At 52.3% G+C, this 2,239-nt stretch carries 6 protein-coding genes; all 6 read left to right on the top strand.

Annotation, left to right across the window (positions count from 1 at the left end):
• The first annotated feature begins 91 nt into the window (after positions 1–91).
• The 6 genes from ABLV54_RS13135 (at position 92) to ABLV54_RS13110 (ending at position 2,039) form a co-directional block, all read left to right on the top strand.
• The gene (locus tag ABLV54_RS13135) at positions 92–448 is read left to right on the top strand and encodes a hypothetical protein (protein WP_004152717.1); all 357 of its coding nucleotides are present in this window, start codon (positions 92–94) and stop codon (positions 446–448) included.
• A 60-nt stretch (positions 449–508) separates the two neighbouring features.
• Positions 509–721, top strand: coding sequence for a hypothetical protein (locus ABLV54_RS13130; RefSeq protein ID WP_004152718.1), 213 nt, complete (start codon positions 509–511; stop codon positions 719–721).
• Between the two features lie 10 nt (positions 722–731).
• Positions 732–956, top strand: coding sequence for a hypothetical protein (locus tag ABLV54_RS13125; RefSeq protein WP_004152719.1), 225 nt, complete (start codon positions 732–734; stop codon positions 954–956).
• 80 nt (positions 957–1,036) lie between these two features.
• Positions 1,037–1,357 carry a type II toxin-antitoxin system RelE/ParE family toxin gene (locus ABLV54_RS13120; protein WP_004152720.1) on the top strand — a complete coding sequence of 107 codons (321 nt, stop codon included), beginning with the start codon at positions 1,037–1,039 and terminating at the stop codon, positions 1,355–1,357.
• Entirely contained in the window at positions 1,347–1,625 is a 279-nt protein-coding gene (locus ABLV54_RS13115) for a helix-turn-helix transcriptional regulator (RefSeq protein WP_004152721.1), read from the top strand. Before ABLV54_RS13120 ends, ABLV54_RS13115 begins: the two co-directional genes overlap by 11 nt.
• Positions 1,626–2,039 carry a transcriptional regulator gene (locus ABLV54_RS13110; protein WP_023280875.1) on the top strand — a complete coding sequence of 138 codons (414 nt, stop codon included), beginning with the start codon at positions 1,626–1,628 and terminating at the stop codon, positions 2,037–2,039. It begins immediately after the preceding gene.
• Positions 2,040–2,239 lie beyond the last annotated feature (200 nt).

Raw genomic sequence — 2,239 nt, 5'->3', positions numbered from 1 at the left:
CAGGTCCCCGCACAAAGTCAAAACCGCGGCCCCGGCAACTCAACGGGTGATGGTTTTAAAAGGCAGAAAAACAGACAAAGGAGAAAGCTGGATGAGCACACAAAACGTCAACGAAAAACCCTCCACCAAAGAAAGCACAACCCTCCGGACTGACGGTTTTGTGCGCAACATTCATTCCCGAAACCCGTTCGATGTTATCCGCGCCGATGTAGTGCTTGAACGTATCGAGAAAAAGGCTGGTCGGAGCTGCGGTATGCATTACGAGCTGTATCAGGCCCATCTGCTGGGTGGTGCGCTGGATTATCTGGATGCGCTGCCGTTGAAAGACCGTCCGGTGTTAATGGGCGCTGCGGCAAAGCGCGGCTATCTGCTGACGCTAGCCGAAGAGGAACGCGCGCTGGAAGCACGGGATGTACTGATGAGTGAACTGGCGGCAAACGACTGCTGAGAAATAAACACGGATGGCGGCGTATCGCTGCCATCCCTTAAAGACCAGAGGTAACGCAAAATGAAAGTATACGGCCATCAACACTCATCAGAGGCTTTCTTTCGGGAAACTTCCCCATCCTGTTTTGAACCAAAAGCGGAAAAGGTGATCGCTTTTCATGGAAAGGATGCCAGTTACGCCTATAACGTGCTGGCCGATCTGAAAGCCGCAGGTGCTTCATATACGCGCCGGAATATCATCGCCGATATGTTCCGCCGTCTGGGTGTGAAATGAGGTCTGGGCAATGGAACACGTGAAAGGAAAAATCCAGCAGGGGGCAGGGAACGCCTATTTTGCAGGGATGCAGTGGCGCGGTATTACACTTGGACACGCCGATGCTGCAGCGCTTAATCAGTTTGATATCGATATCAGCAAAGCTCAGGCACCCGAAGCACGCACCTGGTTGCTTCAGAACAAAGCAGAATTCATCGCTCTGATCCTGGGCATTGAAGTCGTAAAGGTCGGGTAGTGAGAAGCCAGCTAACTTAGCTCTTGAGCTAAGTTAGCTTTTGAGCTAATGTGTGCACATACGGACCAGAGATTACATTCATGTTCACAGTCATCTTTCATGATGAGGCTGAAAAAGAGTTTACGGCTCTGCCTGCTGCCATTCGTGCAAAAATGGCCAGGCTACTCATGAAGCTGGAAGCAAACCCTCGCCAGCTACGCGAGCCAGATACCAAGCCGCTTGGAAACGGCCTTTTCGAAATACGTACAATGGGGGCAGATATCGCCCGCGGAATCTGGGTATATCAGAGTGGTGAACGTATTTTTCTACTTCGGATCTTTATCAAAAAATCGCCAAAAACGCCCCCGGCAGAAATAGATCAGGCACTTCGCAGACTGGAGGAAATGCAGAATGAAATATAAAACCCTTAGCCAGGTTCATACCGAAGCAATGAACGATCATGAGTACAGCGCGGCATTCGAGGCAGAAGAAGCCTCGGAGCTACTTCGGGAAACCTTAGCAACATGGAGAAAAGAAGCGGGTTTGACGTCGGCACAGGTTGCAGAACGTATGGGCATCAAAGCGCCTACTATCTCACGTATGGAGAAGAACGCTTCGCGAATGAGTATTCAGACACTGGTTCGGTACGCCAGAGCCTGCGGTGTTAACTTTAAAATTCAGCAGGTTTGAATGATTAGCGATGCCAATAAAGCGGTGAATGACCTGGCGAGTATTGTCCCTCTGCTGGGCGGCAGTTCGTCCCGCAAAGATTACGAAGAGGCACGTAAACTCGTTGAATATCTTCTGGAACATGATCCGGACAGCCCGCTGGTTGATATGCTGACTGCCCGCATCGATGCCTGGGAAGATAACGCGGTGGAATTTGAAGAATTTAATACGCGCTTCGAAGCAGGCAAAAACGGTGTATCGTTGCTGCGGGTTCTTATGCAGCAATACGGGCTTTCTCAGTCCGATTTCGAAAACGAGATAGGTAATAAATCGCTCGTCAGCCGGTTCCTCTGTGGTGAACGCAGTCTGACCTTTGATCACATGCGGGCGCTGGCAAATCGATTTCAAATCCCGGTCTCGATGTTTGTTGACTGATTCGGGAACAGAGCAGGCGAAGGGGGCATCGGTCCCCGTCTGGCCGCGCCTCGAAAGACCGCGCGCCTGCGGCGCCGGGAAAACCTGGCCGCGCTGACGCGCCGCCCGCATTTCCTTTCCGCGTCTTCCCTGTTTGCTGCCTGCTCGGCGAAGGACTGCCGGCACTCTGCGGGGCAACGCCGTTTCGCGCCCGCGCTCTT

The organism is Klebsiella sp. JB_Kp042 (genome assembly GCF_040065275.1).
Taxonomy (GTDB): domain Bacteria; phylum Pseudomonadota; class Gammaproteobacteria; order Enterobacterales; family Enterobacteriaceae; genus Klebsiella; species Klebsiella quasipneumoniae.
This window is presented reverse-complemented; position numbering and strand designations above follow the sequence as displayed.